Here is a 22,326-nt window from a genome sequence, read left to right on the forward strand (position 1 = left end):
AGGTTCATACTCATAAAACAAAAAAGGCAATCTGTTGATTGCCTTTGAAATTTATTTTATCAGATGTTTAATCTGAATGAGTTCATGTTCCTCAAGATAACGCCATCTTCCACGAGGCAAATCTTTTTTGGTTAAATTACCATACACTACGCGGTCTAGCTTTTCTACATTGTAGCCTAAATGCTCGAAAATACGGCGAACAATCCGATTTTTGCCACTATGGATTTGAATGCCAATCTCTTTTTTAGTTCCGCCGGCAACGTAAGAAATGTTATCTGGTTTAATCAAACCATCTTCAAGCTCTAAACCAAACTGAATTTTATTTAAATCTGCCTGCGATAAAGATTTATCTAACTCTACATTGTATATTTTTGAGATGCCGTTTTTTGGGTGCGATAATTTATCTGCCAAATCACCGTCATTTGTCATCAATAGTAAGCCCGTAGTGTTGCGGTCTAAACGCCCAACAGGGTAAATACGCTCGCGACTGGCTTTATCTACCAACTGCATAACCGTACGTCGCTCCTGCGGGTCATCTGTTGTAGTGATGTAATCTTTCGGTTTATTTAATAAAACATAAACCTTTTTTTCGCGTTTAAGCAACTCACCGTTGTAGCGCACCATATCTTTTGCCGGGTCTACTTTGTGGCCCAGCTCGGTTACTGCCTCGCCGTTTACGGTGATAATACCGGCTGCAATTAACTCATCGGCCTTACGGCGTGAGCAAATGCCGGCATTTGAAATATATCTGTTTAGGCGAATTAAGCCTTTCTCTTCATTAGTTTTACGCCCCTGCTTAATTACAGTTCTTTCCTCACGGTTAAATTCTGTATCTCTTGGCTTAAGCTCTTCGCGTTTTCTGAAAGGTCTGCTGTCTGCACCTTCTCTCGGTTTTACATCTCTCGAGCTTCCTGCACTTGGTTTAAAGTCGTCATTTCTGCCGCCTCTCGCTTTAAAATCTTTGTAGCCGCCTTCTTTTGTTTTGAAATCCCTTTCACCAGTTCTCGGTTTAAAATTTCTCGAATCTCCATCCTTAGATTTGAAATCCCGTTCGCCTGTTCTTGGTTTATAATCTCTTGTGCCACCTTCTTTTGATTTAAAATCTCTGTCTCCTGTTCTTGGTTTGAAGTCTCTCGAGCCGCCATCTTTCGATTTGAAATCTCTGTCTCCTGTTCTGGGTTTGTAATCTCTTGAGCCGCCTTCTCTTGGTTTAAAATCACGTTCGCTGCCTTTGGATGATGCGTCCTTTGATTTAAATTCTCTATCTCCAAATTTGAAACCTTTAGGTTCTTCATCTCTCGATTTAAAATTACGATCGCCCCTTGGCTTGAAATCTTTTTTGTCTCCGAAGGATTTTGATTTGAAATCTTTACTGTCTGTGCTTCTAGGTCTGAAGCCTGTATTTGAATCGGATGATTTTTTGAATTTACTGTCTTTTTCTTCTGATCTTTTTCTGTCAGAACCACCGGCACTGCTTCTGCCTTCGGTTTTTCGGCTTCCCGGTTTGGACTTGTCATCCCGACTGTTCCTGTTGTTTTTATTTATCATGATACGCTTTTAGCCGCACCTGAAATGCGGGCTGCAAATTTATGTAAAATAGCTGAAATTACCAATCAGGAGCGCCGATAAAATTTTGTCGAAAAATAGCCTCTAAAATACTGAAAAGTAGCCGAAAATCAAAATTTAAAATCCACGTTTAAAGCACTTTAAAGCTCGATTTTGGCGCTTAATTTCGTAACTAGTTGGTAATCTGATTATTAATTTTTACCTTTGTCAACGTTTTTTATAAGTTCACCAAAAAAAGGAGGAAGATGTTAAAGAAACACATAGTACCATTTGCGATAGTGGCAGCACTATTTATTTTGGCAAAAGTGTTCGCTTACCAAATGCCCTTAGCACAAAAAAGTCTTTTAAAAGAAAAAAAGATAAACACTACAATAGTACCCGCTGAACAACCCAAAAAAGAGAAAAAATCTCTAATGGCTCAGCTAAATTTTGCCGACGAAACCTTGCCTCTTGGCGATAGAAAGGTTGAACGGAAAATGAAAAAAATCCTTGCAGCTCATACCTATGGTAATACGCAAACCCATCGTTTACAGCGGAAAGCTGCCGAATGGTTTCCTGTTATCGAGCCTATTCTGGCCGCTTACGGCATCCCTGATGATTTCAAGTATTTAGCATTAGTTGAATCGGGTATGCAGGCAGGCGTATCTCCGAAAGGCGCAGCAGGTGTGTGGCAATTTATGCCCGGTACCGCCCGCACCTACGGATTGAAAGTTAGCGGCGGAACCGATGAACGCTATAACCTGCGTAAATCTACTGTGGCTGCATGTAAATACATTAAAGAAATGTATAAAGGTTTAGAAAGCTGGACATTGGTAGCTGCGGCTTACAATGTTGGCGACGGCCGTTTACGCAAGCAGATCAATAGTCAAAATCAGGATAATTACTACAAAATGAAACTTAACCGTGAAACCGGTGGTTACGTTTATAAAGTAATTTCGATGAAACAGATTATTGAGCACCCTGTTCGCTATGGTTATGATAAACCGAAAGAATTACTGGCATACAATGCCGAATAACAAATAAAAGACAAGCATTTGGTAAACGTCCTGACTATTCAGGACGTTTTTTTTTGGTGTTTTTTGTCGAAATGGGGTTCGCCATTGGATACAAACGGCTAATACGCTAACGAAATTTTGAACAAAATCACTTTCTTTGCATTATGTACAAACTGCGAATTGATAAGATTATAAACCAACCCGGCGATAATATTACGCTTCAGTTGCAGCCAGTTGATGCCGATTATCCAAAATACCTTGCCGGGCAATTTATATCTTTAATATTTGAAGGAAAACATAAAGAGATCCGCCGGTCATATTCTTTCAACAGCTCTCCCGACGTTAATGAGCCACTTTCCATTACGGTAAAAAGAGTGGAAAACGGGGAAATTTCAAGATTGTTGCATCACAAAACTGCCGAAGGTGACATACTGTTAGCTCAGGGGCCTCAAGGCTTATTCAGCTATTTGCCAGAAGAAAACCTGGAACGCGATGTTTTTCTTTTTGCTGCCGGAGTCGGAATCACGCCGCTGTTTGCCATTATGAAAACAGCCCTGGTGCGTGAAACTAAATCGAAAATTACGCTGGTGTACAGTAATCGCTCTCTGGAAGATACTTTGTTTTATGAGGAACTTAATGAATGGCAAAGAAAATACCCGGAGCGCTTAAAAATCATTTTTGTTTTCAGCAACAGCAAAAACCTGATGACCGCCAGGTTGAACAAGTTTTATATTGAGAAGATTTTAAAAGAACATTTGGTTTTCGCCAAAGAAAAAGCACTCTTTTATTCCTGCGGACCAGTAATTTATATGGACTTATGCCGCATAACTTTATTAGGTATGGGTTTCGATATCAGCCAAATTAAACGCGAAACGTTTGTATTGCCCGAAGATGAAGTTGATGAAGATGATAGCTCGGAAAAGATAGTAGATAAAAACACCTATTCGGTAATACTGAATTTTCAGGGCGAAACTTACAACTTAGACATCCCCTGGCCTAAAAGGATATTAGATGTTGCGCTTGAACATAAAATAAAGTTGCCATACAGTTGCCGCGGTGGCGTGTGCAGCACTTGCGTAGCCAATTGTACCAAAGGCAACGTGCGCATGGATTATAATGAAGTGCTTACAGATGATGAGTTGGAGCGTGGCCGGGTGTTAGTATGTACAGGCCGCCCTACCGAAAACGGAACGACGATTGAATGGTAACAGAACGCTTTCTGCGTTTCAGAAACCGTGGAGGAATAAGTAACTTTAGTTAAACTATTAATTTGCTTTAAAACCATTTCTATACAATTGCAAAAACCAACTGACATAAACCAACGTTTATTGGTTAATGAAAAAACAATTCCTCTCGTTCATCATAATCAATCTTTCCTGCTTAGCCGTTTTTGCCCAGACTGTCGATAGCGATTCGCTTGAATTAAAACGAGAAATTGCCAATAAAGCTTACATTCATTTATATAAGGAGAATGCAGACCTGGCCTACACTTCGCCTGGTGGCGAATTAGGTGCGCCATCAAAATATGTTATAAACGGTAGGTTAACAACTACTTACATGCTTTTCGGAAGTTATAAATCGCCGGTTGCCTTTGCTGTAATTCCGGATTTTACAGTTCGTGTTCGCAATGAATTTTCTGCAGCCGTTCGAACGCCAAGTTATCGGTTGGGCGGAGCGCTTTATGCCAGGTTAAATCCAAGCCCTGAACATTATAAATATGCAGAGCTGGCTTTTACACATCACTCGAACGGTCAAGATGCTTCACCGAGAAATGACGACGGAAGCATTAACACAAAAACAGGGAATTTCAATGCCAACAACCTCACATTATCCTACCGCTTTGGTAATTTCAGTTCGATAAATTCAGATGGTAGCTACTTTTCCCTCAATCATCGTGTAGGTTTTCAATGGTATAAATGGTTTCGATATGAGCCGGCGCTCGATGATGGTTTCGGATTTACAAGAATACTGTACAATGTTTCTTTTAGGAGATATGACGAAATCGAAAAAAAATCGAAAGTAAAGGATAATCACAAAGAGGAAAAAGAAACCTGGCGCTTAAATGCTGAAATAAGCTATGCCGTAAACAAAATTCCCGAGAAAAATATTTGGAATGCGGGTAAGCGCTTAAATGCGGAAGTCAGCTTTAATTACAGTTTTCCTTTTATGCATAACGTGTTTTTAATGGCTGCCGCAGGTTACTATGGCGAGGATAATTACAACATTTATTTTAAAGATCATTATGGTTACATGCGCTTTGGTTTATCGTCTGGTTTTCTTAGAAACAGGAGCAGGCATTATGACAATTAATCCTTAATACAGATTGGATTACACTTTCTTTTTGATAAAATTTTTAGCATTTTTGCAGATTGGAATTCGGGTTCATTTCCAGCCCAAATCCTCCCAATTTTTTAATAAAATATGAGCAATAAATCTATCGACCTTGGTGAGCAAAAAGATGTTGAAGTTTACGGAGCAAGGGTACATAATTTAAAAAATATTGATGTTAGTTTCCCCCGAAACCAGCTGGTTGTAATTACCGGTTTGAGTGGAAGCGGAAAATCTTCATTGGCTTTTGATACCATTTATGCCGAAGGCCAGCGCCGCTATATGGAAACTTTTAGCGCTTACAGTCGCCAGTTTATGGGCGGGATGGAACGTCCTGACGTGGATAAAGTTTCGGGCTTGAGCCCGGTTATTGCCATAGAGCAAAAAACGACCAGTAAAAATCCCCGCTCTACTGTTGGTACAATTACCGAGATTTACGATTTTATGCGCCTGCTTTACGCCCGTGTGGCCGATGCATACTCCTACAATACGGGCGAGAAGATGGAACGCATGAGCGAAGACCAGATTCTTAACAATATTTTTAAAAAGTTTGATGGTGCTGCAGTTAACATCCTGGCGCCGATTGTAAAGGGCAGAAAGGGGCATTATCGCGAATTGTTCGAACAGGTTCGTAAGCAGGGTTATGTTAAGGTTCGCGTAGATGGCGAGATAAAAGACATTACAGCGAAAATGCAGGTCGACAGGTATAAAATTCACGATATCGAAGTGGTTATAGACCGTTTGATAATCGATGAAAAAGATAAGAAACGCCTGTTAGATTCGCTACAAACTGCCATGAAAATGGGCAAAGGTGTTATTAAAATTAGCGATAAAGACAACAATGTTGCGCACTTTAGCAAGTTCTTAATGTGCCCTACAACCGGGATTTCTTACGATGAACCCCAGCCGAACAGTTTTTCGTTCAACTCACCCTATGGTGCCTGTGAACGTTGCGATGGTTTGGGTTATATTTTCGTTGTTGATAAGGAATCGGTAATGCCGAATCCTAAATTGAGTATATTAAACGGAGGCCTGGCCCCACTTGGAGAATACCGCGATACCTGGATGTTTCAGGTGCTGAAATCTTTGGCGAAGAAATACAGCTTCTCTCTATCTACGCCGATTGAGAAATTGAGTGATGAAGTAATTAATATCATTTTGAATGGTTCTCCCGATTTGATAAAAGTTGAGGTTGAGTATAATAAATGGAACGTTCAGAATTATAACATCACTTTCGATGGAATAATTAAGATGCTCGAGGAGCAAAATGAGAAAAGAAGTGAGGCTGCGGTGGATGATATGGAAGCCTTTCGAAAACTTAAAACCTGCCCGGAGTGTAATGGCGCAAGATTAAAGAAAGAAAGTCTGCATTTCAAGGTTGATGGAATGAATATTTTCGATTTGGCTTCAATGGATATAAATAACCTGCATAAATGGTTTGAAAACGTTGATGAAAGATTATCTGAACGCCAGAATATTATTGCCAAAGAAATTTTAAAGGAAATTAAAGCCCGTATTGGATTTTTAACTGATGTGGGTTTAACATATTTAACGCTTGATAGAACGGCCCGGACACTATCGGGTGGTGAGGCTCAGCGTATTCGTTTGGCAACGCAAATTGGATCGCAGTTAATGAATGTAATGTACATTCTTGATGAGCCGAGCATTGGTTTACACCAGCGGGACAACGAACGCTTAATTAACGCATTGAAGAATTTGCGTGATTTGGGCAACACCGTTTTGGTTGTGGAGCACGATAAGGATATGATTTTAGAGGCCGATTGGGTTATTGATGTGGGCCCTGGCGCTGGTATTCATGGTGGACAGGTTGTTGCCGAAGGAACTGCTAAACAGATTCTGAAATCAAATACTTTAACAGCCGCATATTTAAATGGGAAGAAAAGTATCGAAACGCCAAAGACGCGTAGAAAAGGTAACGGACACAAATTGTCGATTATTAAAGCTACAGGGCATAATTTGAAAGAAGTCTCGGTCGATTTTCCTTTGGGAAAATTCATTGCGGTAACGGGTGTTTCGGGCAGTGGTAAATCGAGCCTAATCACCGAAACTTTATATCCGATTTTAAATCATCACTTTTTCAGAGCAAAGAAAACACCTCTTCCTTACGAGAAAATTAGTGGCCTGAAAGAAATTGATAAAGTTATTGAAATTGACCAGGCGCCTATTGGAAGAACACCACGTTCAAATCCATCAACATATACCGGTGTGTTCTCAGACATAAGGAACCTGTTTGTACAACTACCGGAGGCGAAAATTAGGGGTTACAAGCCTGGCCGTTTTTCTTTCAATGTAAAAGGCGGGCGCTGCGAAACTTGTCAGGGTGGCGGAATGAAAGTTATAGAGATGAATTTTCTTCCTGATGTTCAGGTGCCTTGCGAAGAATGCGGTGGCAAAAGGTACAACCGGGAAACACTTGAGGTTCGGTATCGTGGAAAATCTATTAGTGATGTGCTGGATATGAGTATTGAAGATGCCTGTGTCTATTTTGAGCACATTCCCATCATCTATCGCAAAATCAAAACTTTAAAAGATGTTGGTTTAGGTTACATCACTTTAGGGCAATCATCGGTAACTTTATCAGGCGGAGAAGCGCAGCGTGTTAAACTCGCAACCGAACTTTCTAAAAAAGATACCGGAAAAACCTTTTATATTCTGGATGAACCGACAACGGGTTTGCATTTCGAAGACATCAATGTACTCTTAGGTGTGCTTCAGGAATTAGTAGATAAAGGAAATACTATTCTGGTTATTGAACATAATTTAGATGTTGTAAAAGTTGCCGACTGGGTAATTGATTTAGGTGAGGAAGGCGGAGCCGGTGGTGGCAGAATTTTATTCGAAGGCACACCGGAAGGGTTGGTACAGAACCCGATTAGTTTAACAGGCAAGTTTCTGAAGAAAGAGATGGGACTGTAACCGCGAGGTTTCAGGGTGAGCAAACGATGCTTAGGCAAATTGCTGATTAAATCTTGGTTCCAGTACAGGTTTTTATTTGAGATATCAAACAAGTTGAAAAACTTCCCGCCCGATTTTAAGGAAAGCATAAACATCAAAAGCCGCAATATTAATGCGGCTTTTGATTATTTGAGACAAGACTATGGCTGCGGTTCTAAATACTGTGCATAGCAGTAGCCTTCTTCGCCATCTGCGGTTCTAACCAGCCACCATAAACCATTACTTCTGTTTACGAGTGTTATAATTTCACCGTGGGCAGCTTTACCTACTACAGGCTGGTCTGTTCCAGGTCCTTTACGAATATTTAAATTACTGCTCTGGGTAATTACCTTGGCATGCGTTACAGCTGCGTTAGCAGCTACATTAACATTTAAAACCAAATCAGCCGATGCAAAATTGGGGTCAATTAGATTGTAAGTTTCCCACAAATGATCTTTAGTCGCACCATCTGCCGCGGTTCCATCAACATATAAAATTCCCTCTTGTTCACGTACTGCCAAATCGGTTATTCCTGCCGCAGTCGCAGCATCAGTTAGTGCCTTATATTTTTCTAGTAATGACATAGCTTAATTTTTTATAGTTAATTTATTGTCGATTTTTTTCGGCTTTAATACACTCAAACGTTGCATGAAAGTGATTAGCGATGCTTTTTTGATTTCGCCGGTTAAGGTAACAATGCCGTTTTTTACTTCGGTTTTAACCGTTGGGAAATCTTTCGCCGCATCGGCAACATTTTTAATTAAGCTTAAATCTTCTGCAATAACTACAGGCGCATCTGCTGATTTAACTGTTAAATTGTTAAGTACTGTCTTAGCGCCTTTTTCTGCCTTCGCAATAACTTCAGCCTGAGCTTTTGCCGCCTCATCGGCAACTTCCCCGGTTAAATTAACCTCGCCTTTTGTTACGGCAACAGTAATTCCTGCAGCTTGTTTAGCCTGAATCGCGGCTTGTATGTCTGCGTCTTTTGGTTTACAGCCGGCAAAAAATAGCGTAGCCACGATAACCATACTCAATAAAAATTTAGTTGTTTTCATCCTTTTGTATATGTAATTGTTTAAAATTTTGCAATGGTGAAAAAGGATTTTTAGGGATATCCAATTTCAAAAATTAAACAAGGATGATTTTTTTGATAAGCGAATATAACAATTGCAAGTAATCGAACTAAAAATTTTTTGCTTTAGTTATTCACATCTGTAACCGGGCGTTGTCAGCAATGCTCAGTTCCAGTTTTTAAAAGGGTTTTTGCAAAGGTTTGAGTTGTAATATTTTTTTTCATGGGTCACTTCATCTGAAATCCAGTCTGGAAATTCGAATTGCTCATCCTCGGCTTCCAGCTCAATTTCGGCTACAATTAAACCCTCGTTATCGCCCGAAAATACATCTACTTCCCACAGCTTGCCCCGGTGAACTATTTCGTATCTCGTTTTCTCCAGTTCATTTTCTGAGAAGTTATCCAAAAGTTCTGTCGCTTCGTTCTGTGGTATTTCGTATTCAAATTCCAACCTGGTGGCACCAACCGAAATGCCTTTTATTGTCATCCAGGCCTTATCTTCTGCGGTTCGAATTCTTATCGTTTTGTTTGGGTCGGTTAAAATGTAGCCCTGCCGTAACTTTTTACCTGGCGGCTTATTTAATTTTTGCCATTCACTGGCGTTTAACAAAAATTTACGTTCTATCTCTTTTGGCATTACCTCGTTCTTTTTTGCAAATCTGCAATGGGAATGCTGATTAGCCTGCCAATCGGTTGTTTTCCACGATAAGTTATAATGCGTAACATGCTGGCATCCTTAGGCGGTACTAAAGCGGTATTGTATTTCGGATAGAAACGGTCGGGCGTAGAGTTGTCGAAACTGTAATATATATCCAGGCCATCAATTTCCGGTGTCAACTCAACCATCAGTTGCTTATCTGGAGAACGCTTCACAGAAATAATCGGATCGTATATGGCAGGTGAATACTTAATTTCAGCAAGATCTAAACGTTTAAACTGATTTTCGGTCCGTTCAATAAAGTTCGTCCAGTTCTTTTTTTCAATTGGACTCCATACCGATTCTGAAATTGCAAAAGCTCGCGGCCATAACATATACTGCACCTGGCGGAAGGTAAAAATCTGTTCCGTCCAAAGATTTGCTTGTCCGCCTATAATATATTTCGGATCTGCGCCCGCAGGAATTGGGTTAAACTGGTAAGCTTTGTTGAGTCTTAGCGAAGCGTAAACACGTGGTTCTGTGGTTACGTCTGCCTGCATATAATCTAAATAGGCGAAATCAGTCGGGCTCATCACCACATTATGTTTTTCTTTTGATGCATCTATACCATATTTTATTCCTCTCCAACTCATTACAGAAGCAGTGGGCGATACGCCGCCTTCTAAAATCTCATCCCAACCCATAAATTTTTTACCTTTTGAAACCACAATTTGCTCTACCCGTTTTTCAAAGTAAGCCTGTACTTGTGGAATTGTTTTTAAGCCTTCGCGTTGCATCAGCGCTTTAACCTGTTCATTTTTCTCCCAGAAATTATGCGGGGCTTCATCGCCACCCATGTGGATGTATTCGAAAGGGAAAAGTTTGGCAACTTGTGTAATTACGGAGTCCAGAAAAACATAAACTTTCTCATTGGCCGGGCAAAGCGTATTATCCACTAATGCAGTTGGAGGTGCACCACGGCTCCAATCCATTATCTTTTCTCCCGAACGTACTTTATAATTAATCGCCTCTGGTGTGCAGGATAACTCCGGATACGACGCAATTGCTGCTAAACTGTGGCCTGGAACATCAATCTCGGGCATTATGTTTACGAAACGATCTTGGGCATATTCAACCAGTTCCTTGATATCTTCCTGTGTGTAAAAGCCACCGTAGGTGCGAGGTTCGTCGGCAGTTGGTGGCGTAAAATCGCCAAAGGTTCCCGTTTTTTTTACGCTCCAGGCGCCAACTTCCGTTAATTTAGGCAAACCTTTTATTTCAATCCTCCAGCCTTCATCATCAGTTAAGTGAAAATGCAAAAGGTTAAACTTATAGCGAACCATATTATCAATAAATTGCTTTACCTCATCTTTAGTAAAGAAATGGCGGGCTACATCGAACATCAAGCCTCTCCAACCAAGTTTCGGATAGTCTACAACATCTACGCAGGGTAATTTCCATTTTATATTTTTTGCCGGCTCTTTGCTTTCAATTTCTACCGGAAATAGCTGCGCTAATGATTGTACAGCCCAAAATACGCCTGCCGGCTTGTTGGCTGTAATTACAATTTGCGTAGGGTTAACGTTTAGCTTATAGCCTTCATTGCCGAGCTGGGCATCTTCCTGGGTATTTAAAATGAGCTTAATTGTTGGGTGGGCCGAATTAGTCACTGTACTTACAGCATTCCCTGTCGCGGTGCTAATCTTCTGGGCTAGAAAACTGATTGATTGCTTAAGTTCGGCACTTTTTGATGCCTGAATGATCACATTTTCAGGCAATGTAAAGGTCCCTGCTTTTTTCATTAACGAAACGGGCTCGGGAATGATCGCAATTTGTGCTGTCGAAATTGTCGTTTCGGCATCGCCGGATTCAGTTTCATTTACTAATGTTTGGGCAAAAGTATTGGCGGCCAAAATGCAGCACGAAATAATCAGAAGTAATTTTTTCATTAAATAATAATTGCGGATGAACCGAATAAATATTAATCCGCAATTTATAAAAAAAGGTTTAGAAGTGTTTACAAAAAACGTTTTAACCATTCCATCGCTTTCTTATCATCTGTAAATGATTTCATTGGAATTGGTGGGTTTTGAAATTTAAAAAGTATTCTCATAATGAACTGGGCGAGTCCCGGTTTTGAGACCATTGCCATTGCGGTATAAATTTCAGGAAGCTTTTTTGCAGATATTCTGCGGGTTTCCTTGTCTGGTATAGGTGAGGTTTTCAGGTAAATTAAAAGTGGAGCAGGCTTATTATTGGTAATTCTTTTTACCAAATCTACATTTCTGCTTATGCTTTCTACCGTTCGTAAAACACTCCTGCTGTAGGCAATTAACATACCTTCGTCAGTTAAAAGATAATCGGCTATTTCGCCCTCAATTAAGTTATTTTCAGTATCGCTTTGCATTATTTATTTCCCTTCGATTTTTATCTTTCCTAAAGTCCTTTGCGTTTCAACGAGGAATCTTCGCATTGTTATTTAATTCTACCGCGTTAATAAATGCCTCATGTAAGTTCCTGCTAAACGGACTTTGCCTGTCCTTTAACCGCTCGGGGTGCCATTGTACAAATAAAAGAAAAGCCTTTCCATCTGGATAAAGCCTTTCCATAGCTTCGGTAACGCCATCAGGGGAAATTGCGCTAACCACCAAACCTTTTCCGGTTCTATCGGTGCTTTGATGATGATTACTATTTACCAGGCCTCTGTCGGTATTTACAATTGTACTTAACCAGGAAGTTGGGTTAACCAGAACTTCATGATACCGGTCGCTTTTATCAGGCATTTTCGAATGGTCAAATTTTCCCCAAGTGGCAATATCGGGAATTAGCGTTCCGCCAAAGAAGACGTTTCCAACCTGCATTCCCCGGCAAATCCCTAACAGTGGAATTCCGTTTTTTTCTGTGTATTCCATAACCCTGAATTCAAATTCATCCCTTTGCTCATCAACATCATCTTCGTAGCAATACGAATAGTATTCGGGCATTTTGTAAAACTTTGGATGAACGTCTTCGCCGCCTGTTAGTAAGATTCCCTGGCATTTTTCAATCTCTTCGAAATTATTTAGTTTGTAGCCAAGTTTAACTACCTGGATATTTTCATCGTATGATAAAATCCAGTTGCTGTAAATATCGAATTTGCTACAATCGGTTACGCCTATGATTTTTTTAGCCATGCTTTAAAATTTCATTTCGCCAAGACAGGTAAATATTCAGTTCAGGTTCTTGTAATTATTTTCGAGCCCTGTTTTGCGGTGAATTTCACTCCAGGAAAAAATTCGCTACAGAAAACAATTGCCTAAGTTCTCAATTATTATTTACATAAATATGTACTCGCGGATGAACAGGGAAGATACAAAAAAATATATGCCCGAAATAAAGCCTATGCAACCCAAACAAATTCAGCTCTTTTGCATTGTTCCTTATAATCTTATATTAGATAAATGCAAACACTGCTTACCTCGGTACAAATGCGCAAGGCGGATGAGTTTACAATTGCCAACAAGCCAATTGCTTCGATCGATTTAATGGAAAAAGCTGCCCGGGCCTTCGTGCAAAGTTTTCTGAAAGATGAATTTGATGCTAAAAAAAACATTGCGGTTTTTTGTGGAAAGGGAAATAATGGAGGCGACGGCTTAGCAATTGCTCATTTGCTTTTGAATAATGGATGCGAAAATGTAAAAGTTTATATTGTAAATTTTAGCGAGAAACAAAGTCCTGATTTTACGATTAATTTACAGCGGATAGATGAATCGAAGTGCAAAAAAGTTATTGTGGATAAACCAGCAGATTTGAAATCTATTAAAACTGATATTGTGATAGATGCAATCCTGGGTTCTGGTTTAAATAAACCGCTTACCGGCGATTACGCTGATTTGGTTAATTTCATTAATAAGCTAAATAAAAAGATTTATTCGGTTGATGTCCCTACCGGATTCCCTCCTGAAGGCGAGCTAGCTGCTGAATATAACGGAATAAAAGCCTACAAAACGATAAGTTTTCAGCGCCCCAAAATTAACTTCTTTTTTCCAGAATCGGTATTAGCTACCGAAAAATATGAAGTTGTTGATATCGGTTTGGATGAAAATTTTATCCAAAAGCAGGTGTCGGATTTTTATCTGCTTCAAGAAAGCGATGTCAATTTAATTTTTAAGGAAAGAAAATCATTTACCCATAAAGGAACTTATGGCCACGCTCTAATTATCGCTGGCAATACGAACACCATGGGCGCAGCGCTGCTTACATCCATGGCCTGCCTGCATGCGGGAGCAGGTTTAACCACTGCTTGCATACCTGCAAGTGGCTTAACAGCGCTAAACACTGTGCTGCCCGAAGTCATGGCGTTGCTCAGAAATGAACATACGCGAATTGAAAATACTGAAAAGTACCAGTCTATTGCAATTGGGCCGGGCTTAGGCATTTCCGCAGAGAATGAAAAATTGCTGGAGCAACTAATTTTTGCTAAACAACCTTTAGTAATTGATGCCGATGGCCTGAACATACTTTCCGAAAGACGGGATTTGTTGAAAAAACTGCCTGAAAATTCTATTTTAACTCCTCATATGAAGGAGTTCGACAGATTATTTGGCGAACATTCTAACTGGTGGTTAAGGGTGCAAACGGCAAGGGATAAAGCTAGAAGCATGAAAGTTGTTATTGTACTAAAAAATCAATTTACTTTCATTTGTTCACCAACAGGGCAGGTTTTTATTAATGACACAGGAAATCCTGCGATGGCCCAAGGTGGAATGGGCGATGTGCTGACCGGCGTTATCGTTGCGTTTCTCGCTCAAAAGTATACAGCTCTGAATGCCGCAATTTTAGCATGCAACCTTCATGGCCGGGCAGGAGATAGGCTTGCCCGAGAAAGTGTCGTGGTAAGTGCATCGGAGGTTGCAAAACAGATTCCTTTAGTAATGAGACGGCTTGCAAATTCAAAAACGGCTTGAACCGGAGTTTAAACTTTCTTTTTCAATCAAATCACCAAGCTAACAATTTGTTTATTTGGTATTATCGAATTAGCCAATATCTTTATGGCAGCGGAAACCTAATAAAAACTAAATTATGGACACAAAAAGAGAATACACTTTAACCGAACTGATACAGGAATCAGCAGAAAACCCAAGCGAAAATGATTTTTTCGAACTTGAAAAGCCGGCTATGCTGGAAGTAAATCTTAAGAATCAAAAAATAATGGCCAAAGCAGGCTCAATGGTTGGCTACGTTGGTAATATTGATTTCAAACGAGAAGGCTTATTAAGTAAAGGTTTGGGTGGTTTGCTAAAGAAAGCAATTTCCGGTGAAGGCACATCCCTTATGCATGCCGCCGGAACAGGCAAATTATACCTGGCTGATGAAGGTAAAAAAGTTAAAATCATTAAACTTCAAAACGAATCTATTTTTGTAAACGGTAATGATGTTTTGGCATTAGAAGGCACAATTACAAACGAAATTAAAATGCTGAAAAGCATTGCCGGTATGATGAGCGGCGGGCTTTTCCAGGTCAGGTTATCTGGAACTGGCTATATTGCGATAACTACTCACGGCGAACCTTTGCTGTTAAAGGTAAGTGCTAATCAACCCGTTTATACGGATCCAAATGCAACGGTAGCCTGGTCAGAACACCTTTCTCCAAATATTAAAACCAATTTAACTTTTGGTTCTTTTATTGGCAGAGGAAGTGGAGAATCCTTTCAGCTGGAATTTTTTGGAGAAGGCTGGGTATTGGTTCAACCTTATGAAGAAGTAAAATACGTTCAAAAATCTTAAAAGCAAAAGGCTCGGATTTTCTAAAATCCGAGCCTTTTTTTTATTTTAAAAGTAGCCTAAACACCACCCATTACGGTTAACTTTTCCATGGTAGGGTTAATGCTTCCACCCATTGGTTCCAGGGTTACCGCAAAAGCCTGTGCTTCTTGTATGGCTTGCATCTTTTTCAGCGCATCATTCGAAGTAGAATCAGTTTTACCAAATACGCCCAAACTTACCGGTTTGCCGTTAACCAACGCCCAAAGTTGGTATTCATGTGTATCATCTGCTTTGGGCAAATCCATGGCAACGTAGTTAATTAACACCGACTTATCTTTCTTATTCCAGTAAACATTCATTTTAGACTTCGGACTAAAAGCTTGTCCTGCCATGCGAATAGTTGCCCATTCTTTACTGTCATTCATGGCAACCATATTATTTAGTCCGTTGTTATCAAACTCCAGCTGCTTAACTACGCCGGCAAACTTCTGCTTATCTAAATTTAAGCTGGCAATCTGGTCGTGCGCATCATTCAGTTTATTATAGGTAATAAACAGTGCCACGGTACTAACTACCAACAAAGCAACACAGGCAACTAAAGCATACCTCAATGTGCGTACCCGTCCGTCGCTACCATCTAAACGAACAATTCTTGGGCCTTCTTCTTCAAACTGGGTTTCGGAAACCGTTTCAAGCTCATCATCCTCACTTATACCCAATTTCTCAAATAACTTAATTTCTAGATCTGCAGGAGGCTGAATGGCATTTTGTAATGCATATTGTTCCATAGCCTGCTCAATTGCAGCTATTTCATCCCGCACTTCAACATGCCGGGATGCCATTTCTTCAACCTGCAACGTTTCCTCAGGTGATAAATCACCTAAAACGTACAGCTCAAGTACTCCAGATTCTATATATGCTTTTAAATTTTCCACGCTCAATTAAAACTCCTTCTCAATTCTATGATGGCCAGTCTGATCCGGGTTTTAACCGTTCCTAAAGGCAAATTTAACTTTTCTGCAGCCTCTACATGTGTAAAGCCTTTATAATAAACTAAATCGAGAACAGACTGTAAATCAGGTTTTAAATTCTCTACAAGTTGCTTTACACCCATCACATCCGGGTTAAAAGTTACCTTGTTTTGTTCATCAACGAAACTTACGTTATTTTCTATATCTTGGTTTTTGAGTGAATTCTTAAAATCCTTAGAACGAAGCTTATCGATAGAAAGATTACGGGCTATGTTCATCATCCATGTGAATAAACGGCCCTTGGTATTGTCATAGTGTGAGGCCGATTGCCAGATTTTAACAAACGTTTCCTGCAAAACATCTTCGGCTAATTCGGTATGGGTAATTATACGGGAAATAACGCCATACAGAGCTGACGAATACATACTGTACAATGTTTTTAGTACAACAGGATCTTTCGATTGCAGTGCTAAAACAAGTTCAGGCTCGGTTAGGGTTAATTTTTTAAATGCAGTCACTTTGTTTACTAAGATACAATCTTCAACACATAAAGCAAAAAATTGTTTTATAAAGCTATTCCTGTTTAGAATGCGATTTATAAAAGTATTTTAAAGAACAATCAAATCAAAGGTGCTAAGCAATCCCTTCAATTGGAAATAAGTGTTTTTCTGCATGGTAAGATGAACGGACAAGCGGTCCGCTTTCTACATATTTTAAACCTTTTGCCAGGCCCACTTCTTTATACATTGCGAAAGTATCAGGATGAATCCAATCTACCACCGGATGGTGATTACGGGTTGGCTGCAGGTACTGCCCTAAGGTTAAAATGTGTACCCCATTTGCCACTAAATCATCCATCGCTTCAAAGATATCCTCATCTGTTTCGCCCAGTCCAAGCATAATGCCGGTTTTAGTTCTCAATCCAAATTCAGAAATTCTTTTTAAGGCTTCCAAACTTCTGTCATATTTCGCCTGGATACGTACCTGTCTGGTTAAACGTTTAACGGTTTCCATATTGTGCGAAACCACTTCCGGGCGTTCCTCTAAAACGCGGTATAAATTATCCCATTGTCCTTTAAAATCGGGGATTAAGGTTTCTAACGTGGTAATAGGACTTTCTTTGCGAATGGCCTGCAGCGTTTCGGCCCAGATAATTGAACCACCATCTTTTAAATCATCGCGATCTACCGACGTAATTACGCAATGTTTAACGCCCATCAGCTTTACCGAATTGGCAACCCGATTTGGCTCATCAACATCCACAGCAAGCGGCCGGCCAGTTGCAACCGCACAAAATGAGCAGCTACGGGTGCAGATATTTCCTAAAATCATGAAGGTTGCAGTACCAGCGCCCCAGCATTCGCCCATATTAGGGCAATTTCCGCTTTCGCAAATGGTATGCAACTTATGTGTATCTACCAAACTGCGAACTTGCGCATATTCTTTTCCAACAGGCAATTTAACACGCAACCAATCTGGTTTGCGTTTAACTTCTGTAACAGCAGGTACAACTGGTAAATCAATCATGATACAAAGTTAAGGATTAGGATTGAAATCTTGTAACGTTGAAATGTTTGGCTGTTGTAATAATGCACCAGCTTTATCTTGCCATTAATTACGGACATATTGTATAACACGTTTAAAACCAAAATTTGGAAAGGTGCTGTAATGCTATTGGGTTTGGTTCGGTCCGTCTTTTCGCTATATCCCCAACAAAAGATGTTGGGATGCCGCTGCAATACGGTTTAGGCGGCTAATGCTGTAGAAACAATCAAATCATAGCGGAATATCGTAAAGTTTATGGAATGAGAGTTTATCCCAGTAACCCCGCTGCAAAATAATTTTGTCATGCTCAATTTTGAAAAAGCCGCAACCTCTTAAACCCTTTGGATCCTGCCATTCCATAATGGCCCAATCACCATCTTCAAAAATATTTACCGGCTTACAAACCATTTCTGCATTTGCAAATTCCGCTTCAAACATTTTTTTAATTGCATATTTTCCCTCAACAGCTTCATTCGCAACCTGGTGGTTTACGGCAGAATCATCGTATAAATCAATTAATGTTTCTAAATCCGCAGCATTAAATGCTTTAATCCACAGTTCTAAAATCTCCTTTGGCTTCATATATATTGCTTTAAATCAATTTCAAACACTTTCTGTTCCTTTACGCATTCTAAACGTAATTTACCATAAAACTAACAACTTCGATGCACTGGTGTTAAACCCGCGTTAATTTTCCAAATATTCAACATTTTGAAACAGTCCTAAAACTCCGTTAGTCAATTACTTGCCAATTTGCCGTTGCCTTGTCGTAAGCAGCCTAACTACAAAGATGAAACCACAAAGGCTGTTGTGTCTTTTTCTAAAACTTTCCTGATTATGACCATTTTTTTAAATATAATCGAAAACAAACAATACATCAAATCATTAGTTATAAAATGAATCAAAATCACAGATTTATACTTTTGATGTTAAAGTTTGGTGCTAATGTTAAAGTTTATTAACAGAATCTAATATTCCGGCAATTTTTCGACTATTAATTGCTTAAAAATTCGTGACATATTTAAAATGTTCTAAATTTGTAATTCCTTTCATATAAGATGACTAAAAAGAAAAAGACAGTTGGTAAAACTGACGCAGATGTAATTTTAATAGGAGCGGGCATAATGAGTGCAACGCTTGGTGTTTTATTAAAAGAATTAGAGCCTAATTTAAGTATAGAAATTTACGAGCGACTTGATATCGCAGCCGCAGAAAGTTCTGATGCATGGAACAATGCCGGTACTGGCCATTCTGCTTTTTGCGAATTGAATTATACGCCCGAGAAAAAAGATGGTACAGTCGAAACCAAAAAGGCTGTTCAAATCGCAGAGCATTTCGAGGTTTCCAAGCAGTTCTGGGCATATCTTATAGAAAAAGGGTTAGTTTCCAGTCCTGAGAATTTTATCCGTAAAATTCCGCACATGAGTTTTGTGTGGGGCAAAAAAAATGTAGATTACCTTAAAAAACGCTATGATGCATTACAGAAATGTGATTTGTTTAGCGATATGCAGTACACCGAAGACACTGAAACGGTTAAGAACTGGGCGCCCTTAATTATGGAAGGCCGTAAAAAAGGTGAAAAAGTGGCGGCTACAAAAATGGATCTTGGTACGGATGTAAATTTCGGTTCGTTAACCCGCGACATGTTTAACCACCTAAAAAGCCAGCCTAATGTAAGTCTGTTTTTCAACCACGAGATTCGCGATTTGAAAAAAAACAAAGACAATAACTGGAGCATTAAAGTGAAAGATTTAGAAAGCGGAGATAAACGCAAACGGGTTGCGAGATTCGTTTTTATCGGCGCTGGCGGTGGTTCATTGCCGTTGCTCGAAAAATCTGATATTCCTGAAGGAAAAGGTTTTGGCGGTTTCCCGGTTAGCGGCCAATGGTTAAAATGCACAAACGAAGAAATTATCGCCAAACACCATGCTAAAGTTTATGGAAAAGCGGCAGTAGGTGCGCCACCAATGTCGGTTCCACATTTGGATACAAGGATGATTAATGGCAAACAGGCACTACTTTTTGGTCCTTATGCCGGCTTCTCTACTAAGTTTTTAAAAAACGGGTCATTCCTTGATTTACCAAAATCAATTAAATTCAATAACATTCGCCCAATGCTCTCGGCGGGCTTACATAACCTTGATTTAACAAAATATTTAATTGAGCAGGTAAGGCAATCGCCAGAAGACAGGCTGGAGGCTTTGAAAGAATATTTGCCTACAGCAGAGTTAAAAGATTGGGAACTTGAATATGCCGGACAACGCGTTCAGGTTATAAAAAAGGACGAGAAGCAAGGTGGAATTTTAGAATTTGGCACAGAAGTGGTAAGCGCCTCCGACGGTTCTATCGCGGCTTTATTGGGTGCATCACCAGGCGCATCAACCGCAGTTTCCATCATGCTCGATTTGTTGGACCGTTGTTTTAAAGAAGATTTGGCAACTCCGGAATGGCAGGCTAAAATCAAAGAAATGATACCAACTTATGGCAAGGCTTTGGCGGATGACGCAGCGCTTTGCAAAGCCACAAGAACCAGAACTTCGAAAGTTTTGAAAATAGAAACGGCTTAAATCAAATAGCCACAGATTAACAGTTAAGAAAACCCTGTTGATCTGTGGCTACAAATATATGGCTTATATGATTTGCTGTTAAAGCAGACCCTTTTCCCTTAAACGAAAAAACTAAGCTGCAATAACCTCTGCAACTTCTTCCGCAGAAATATCACTATGTGATGATTCCAGAATACATTCGCCACCTTTGATTAATAAAATTTGCGGCGATTGATGTGCTACCTGAAAAACTTCGGCAATTGCGTTTGAGATTTCCCGGTAGGCAATTAGATCAAGAAAGTACAATTTGGTATCTTCAGGAATCACATCCCAATCCATTTCGAAATTTTTCCTAGCCATCATGCTGATTGAGCACCGTGTGCTGTGCTTGAAAATAAGGCTGAAACCGCTTGCGTTTTTTATTTCATCAAGCTGATCAATTGAAGTTAAGTTAACCCAGGTCATGATTTTTGTATGTATTTATAGGCTTAACAAGTAGCAGAACATAAAGTTCTGCAAATGACCTAAAAATGAGAAAAGAAAAATTAGTTTCTTCTGCGTTTACCTTCAGGATACGAACTATATGCAGCGCATAGTTTCGAAGAGCAAGATTCTAAAATAGTAATGGTGCAAAACACCGCCAATAATAAGATGGCAACTTTCTTCATCAGATATGATTTTATAATTTTAAAGTTACAACTTTTTATTAAAGGCAAGCTAAATATTTGCAGAAAATTCTGCCATTTTAATCGCGGTTATTGCTGCCTCATCGCCTTTGTTGCCGTGCTTACCGCCTGCACGATCTTGCGCTTGCTCCAGATTATTTGTTGTTAAAACACCAAAAATAACAGGTTTACTATATTTTATGCCAACATTAGTTAAGCCTTGCGCTACTGCATCACAAATAAAATCGAAGTGTTTAGTATCACCTTGTATTACACAGCCAAGACAGATTACCGCATCTAAGTCTGCTTTTTTGCTCAGTAAAATCTCTGCGCCACCCGTTAATTCGAAACTACCCGGAACCGCCAGCGAAGTTATGTTTTCTGCGGCTACGCCGTTACTTAGCAAGGTTTGTAAAGCACCGTTATATAATGCGCCGGTAATTTCAGCGTTCCATTCGGCAACGATAATTCCAAATTTATAGTTTGCACCATTAGGTACAGTTGTGTGAGAAAAATCTGATAAATTTTTTAATTGACTTGACATGCGGCAAAGATAGGGCTAAGGATGGAATTTAAAAGCAGCTAATGTTTAAAAGTTGTCAGTTTATCAAATAAGTTGTATGCCGCCATAAGTTGCGCCAATCGGTATTGCTTTTTCGCCTATCCAAATCTGACTTCGATCGAACTTTGTAATTTTATTTTTGGCTACAATGAAGGCTCTGTGGCAACGGATAAAATCGCTTTTAGGAAGCATTTCTGCCAGATCATTTATTGTTATTCTTGAGCTGAGTAATCTGCCGTTAAGCTGAAGCTGTGTGTAATTTCCGGAAGCTTCAACATACAGGATTTGATCTAATTCAACCTTAATTTGTTCATAACCATCTTTTACAAAAATATGGGCAGATTTGCTTTCACGCTTTTGGTTCCGCAGATTAAAGAGTTCCTGCGCCTTGTTGCAGGCTTTTAAAAAACGCGATAGTGAAAAAGGTTTTAACAAATAATCAACAGCATCAAGTTCAAAACTCTGCACCGCATGTTCCGTATAAGCGGTGGTAAAAATCACCATCGGTGGGTTACTCAAGCTTCGTAGAAAATCTATCCCGCTGATATCCGGCATTTTAATATCGAGGAAAATTAAATCAATTTTATTGGCCTGCAAATATGCTATTGCTTCAAAAGCATTTGTAAATGAAGCTTTCAGCTCTACAAAGGGCACTTTCGAAGCATGTAGCCTGATAATATCCAGCGCTATTGGTTCATCATCGATTGCAATGGCAGTCATTAATTAAGGGTATAAAATG

General features: G+C 39.6%; 21 protein-coding genes. 7 read left to right on the forward strand and 14 right to left on the reverse strand.

The genetic code is table 11. The annotated features are described in order from the left end of the window. Positions 1–51: 51 nt before the first annotated feature. Positions 52–1,548: a pseudouridine synthase gene (locus tag ASG14_RS03855; protein WP_056869711.1), complete on the reverse strand. Its 1,497-nt coding sequence runs from the start codon at positions 1,546–1,548 to the stop codon at positions 52–54. A gap of 263 nt (positions 1,549–1,811) precedes the next feature. Between ASG14_RS03855 and ASG14_RS03860 the strand changes: the two genes are divergently transcribed. The 4 genes from ASG14_RS03860 (at position 1,812) to uvrA (ending at position 7,826) form a co-directional block, all read left to right on the forward strand. Beyond that, on the forward strand, positions 1,812–2,582 hold the full coding sequence (locus ASG14_RS03860; protein ID WP_056869712.1) for a lytic transglycosylase domain-containing protein: 771 nt from the start codon (positions 1,812–1,814) through the stop codon (positions 2,580–2,582). A gap of 143 nt (positions 2,583–2,725) precedes the next feature. After that, positions 2,726–3,769: a ferredoxin--NADP reductase gene (locus ASG14_RS03865; protein WP_056869713.1), complete on the forward strand. Its 1,044-nt coding sequence runs from the start codon at positions 2,726–2,728 to the stop codon at positions 3,767–3,769. Between the two features lie 127 nt (positions 3,770–3,896). Next, on the forward strand, positions 3,897–4,871 hold the full coding sequence (locus ASG14_RS03870; protein ID WP_056869714.1) for a hypothetical protein: 975 nt from the start codon (positions 3,897–3,899) through the stop codon (positions 4,869–4,871). Positions 4,872–4,982: 111 nt separating this feature from the next. Beyond that, positions 4,983–7,826 carry an excinuclease ABC subunit UvrA gene (uvrA, locus tag ASG14_RS03875; RefSeq protein ID WP_056869715.1) on the forward strand — a complete coding sequence of 948 codons (2,844 nt, stop codon included), beginning with the start codon at positions 4,983–4,985 and terminating at the stop codon, positions 7,824–7,826. A gap of 179 nt (positions 7,827–8,005) precedes the next feature. Here uvrA and ASG14_RS03880 read toward each other — a convergent pair whose 3' ends face one another. The 6 genes from ASG14_RS03880 to ASG14_RS03905 all read right to left on the reverse strand — a co-directional run bounded on the left by ASG14_RS03880 (position 8,006) and on the right by ASG14_RS03905 (position 12,726). Further along, the gene (locus ASG14_RS03880) at positions 8,006–8,428 is read right to left on the reverse strand and encodes an SH3 domain-containing protein (protein WP_056869716.1); all 423 of its coding nucleotides are present in this window, start codon (positions 8,426–8,428) and stop codon (positions 8,006–8,008) included. 3 nt (positions 8,429–8,431) lie between these two features. Then, on the reverse strand, positions 8,432–8,899 hold the full coding sequence (locus ASG14_RS03885; protein WP_056869717.1) for a BON domain-containing protein: 468 nt from the start codon (positions 8,897–8,899) through the stop codon (positions 8,432–8,434). Positions 8,900–9,082: 183 nt separating this feature from the next. After that, positions 9,083–9,553, reverse strand: coding sequence for a CYTH domain-containing protein (locus ASG14_RS03890; RefSeq protein WP_056869718.1), 471 nt, complete (start codon positions 9,551–9,553; stop codon positions 9,083–9,085). Next, positions 9,553–11,502 (reverse strand): beta-N-acetylhexosaminidase, encoded by a 1,950-nt coding sequence (locus tag ASG14_RS03895; protein WP_056870232.1) that lies wholly within the window; start codon positions 11,500–11,502, stop codon positions 9,553–9,555. Before ASG14_RS03895 ends, ASG14_RS03890 begins: the two co-directional genes overlap by 1 nt. Before the next feature lie 68 nt (positions 11,503–11,570). Further along, on the reverse strand, positions 11,571–11,960 hold the full coding sequence (locus ASG14_RS03900; RefSeq protein ID WP_056869719.1) for an STAS/SEC14 domain-containing protein: 390 nt from the start codon (positions 11,958–11,960) through the stop codon (positions 11,571–11,573). 46 nt (positions 11,961–12,006) lie between these two features. Beyond that, a complete protein-coding gene (locus ASG14_RS03905; RefSeq protein ID WP_056869720.1) occupies positions 12,007–12,726 on the reverse strand; it encodes a gamma-glutamyl-gamma-aminobutyrate hydrolase family protein in 720 nt (239 codons plus the stop codon). Between the two features lie 267 nt (positions 12,727–12,993). On the opposite strand from ASG14_RS03905, the gene ASG14_RS03910 reads away from it, so the two are divergent. Further along, entirely contained in the window at positions 12,994–14,499 is a 1,506-nt protein-coding gene (locus ASG14_RS03910) for an NAD(P)H-hydrate dehydratase (RefSeq protein ID WP_235528504.1), read from the forward strand. Between the two features lie 115 nt (positions 14,500–14,614). After that, on the forward strand, positions 14,615–15,319 hold the full coding sequence (locus ASG14_RS03915) for an AIM24 family protein (protein ID WP_056869721.1): 705 nt from the start codon (positions 14,615–14,617) through the stop codon (positions 15,317–15,319). A gap of 56 nt (positions 15,320–15,375) precedes the next feature. On the opposite strand, the gene ASG14_RS03920 is transcribed toward ASG14_RS03915, so the two are convergent. From ASG14_RS03920 to ASG14_RS03935, 4 genes are all read right to left on the reverse strand, one after another. Beyond that, the gene (locus ASG14_RS03920) at positions 15,376–16,233 is read right to left on the reverse strand and encodes an anti-sigma factor domain-containing protein (RefSeq protein ID WP_082491403.1); all 858 of its coding nucleotides are present in this window, start codon (positions 16,231–16,233) and stop codon (positions 15,376–15,378) included. A gap of 2 nt (positions 16,234–16,235) precedes the next feature. Continuing rightward, entirely contained in the window at positions 16,236–16,787 is a 552-nt protein-coding gene (locus ASG14_RS03925) for an RNA polymerase sigma factor (RefSeq protein ID WP_056869723.1), read from the reverse strand. Between the two features lie 115 nt (positions 16,788–16,902). After that, positions 16,903–17,796 carry a lipoyl synthase gene (gene lipA / locus ASG14_RS03930; protein WP_056869724.1) on the reverse strand — a complete coding sequence of 298 codons (894 nt, stop codon included), beginning with the start codon at positions 17,794–17,796 and terminating at the stop codon, positions 16,903–16,905. 249 nt (positions 17,797–18,045) lie between these two features. Then, positions 18,046–18,396 (reverse strand): nuclear transport factor 2 family protein, encoded by a 351-nt coding sequence (locus ASG14_RS03935; protein ID WP_056869725.1) that lies wholly within the window; start codon positions 18,394–18,396, stop codon positions 18,046–18,048. A 476-nt stretch (positions 18,397–18,872) separates the two neighbouring features. On the opposite strand from ASG14_RS03935, the gene ASG14_RS03940 reads away from it, so the two are divergent. Beyond that, positions 18,873–20,381: a malate:quinone oxidoreductase gene (locus ASG14_RS03940; RefSeq protein ID WP_056869726.1), complete on the forward strand. Its 1,509-nt coding sequence runs from the start codon at positions 18,873–18,875 to the stop codon at positions 20,379–20,381. A 111-nt stretch (positions 20,382–20,492) separates the two neighbouring features. Here ASG14_RS03940 and ytxJ read toward each other — a convergent pair whose 3' ends face one another. The 3 genes from ytxJ to ASG14_RS03955 all read right to left on the reverse strand — a co-directional run bounded on the left by ytxJ (position 20,493) and on the right by ASG14_RS03955 (position 22,307). Then, positions 20,493–20,825, reverse strand: a complete 333-nt coding sequence (gene ytxJ, locus ASG14_RS03945) for a bacillithiol system redox-active protein YtxJ (RefSeq protein WP_056869727.1) — start codon at positions 20,823–20,825, stop codon at positions 20,493–20,495. A 252-nt stretch (positions 20,826–21,077) separates the two neighbouring features. Beyond that, positions 21,078–21,569 carry a 6,7-dimethyl-8-ribityllumazine synthase gene (ribH, locus tag ASG14_RS03950; protein ID WP_056869728.1) on the reverse strand — a complete coding sequence of 164 codons (492 nt, stop codon included), beginning with the start codon at positions 21,567–21,569 and terminating at the stop codon, positions 21,078–21,080. 63 nt (positions 21,570–21,632) lie between these two features. Then, a complete protein-coding gene (locus tag ASG14_RS03955; RefSeq protein ID WP_056869729.1) occupies positions 21,633–22,307 on the reverse strand; it encodes a LytTR family DNA-binding domain-containing protein in 675 nt (224 codons plus the stop codon). Between the last annotated feature and the right edge of the window lie 19 nt (positions 22,308–22,326).

This window comes from Pedobacter sp. Leaf194, from assembly GCF_001423945.1.
Lineage (GTDB): Bacteria > Bacteroidota > Bacteroidia > Sphingobacteriales > Sphingobacteriaceae > Pedobacter.